This window comes from Acidisphaera rubrifaciens HS-AP3 (genome assembly GCF_000964365.1).
GTDB lineage: Bacteria > Pseudomonadota > Alphaproteobacteria > Acetobacterales > Acetobacteraceae > Acidisphaera > Acidisphaera rubrifaciens.
Genome location: NZ_BANB01000970.1, coordinates 1 through 646, shown reverse-complemented (window position 1 = coordinate 646; position 646 = coordinate 1). Strand labels below are relative to the sequence as shown.

The following is a 646-nucleotide window of genomic DNA, read 5'->3' as shown; positions in this document are numbered from 1 at the left end:
GCCCGCCGCGACGGCGGCGTCGCGCACGCCCGACGCGCGCACGGCATCGGTCGCCCTCGCGGTGATGATCGCGCGGGCGAGCGCGATCCGGCTGCGGCTGCTGCTCGGTCCGGCAGGGCAGGCGCCGGTGCTGCTGCTCGCACCGGCGCATTGAGGCGCGGGCGCACCTTTACGCTTTGTTCGCCTGCCTGCGCGCACCCTGCACCGGCCGGTCCCGCGGGACCGTCCGCAGGGGTGCTCGCGCATGGACGATCTGCTCGCTGATTTCCTGACCGAGACGGGCGAGAGCCTCGGTGAACTGGACGTCGCCCTCGTCCGGCTCGAACGCCAGCCGGACGACCGCGAGACGCTCTCGCTGATCTTCCGTCTCGTCCACACGATCAAGGGCACCTGCGGCTTCCTCGGCCTGCCCCGGCTGGAGGGCGTGGCGCATGCGGCGGAAAACGTGCTGGGCCGCGTGCGCGACGGCGTGCAGCCGGTAACGCCCGGGTTGGTGACGCTGGTGCTGGCCGCGATCGACCGGATCAAGGCCATCGTGGGCGGCCTCGCGGCGACCGGGACGGAGCCGGCCGGGGACGATACGGCGCTGATCCACGACCTGGACCGCCTGGCCGCCGGCGCGACGGCCGCCGCGATGCCGCTGCCC

The 646-nt window shown here is 74.3% G+C and carries 1 protein-coding gene; it reads left to right on the top strand.

Features of this window, described 5'->3' with window-relative positions; translation table 11 throughout:
* Positions 1–244 precede the first annotated feature (244 nt).
* On the top strand, positions 245–646 hold a 402-nt coding region (locus B8460_RS19435), incomplete at its 3' end, for an Hpt domain-containing protein (RefSeq protein ID WP_048863281.1).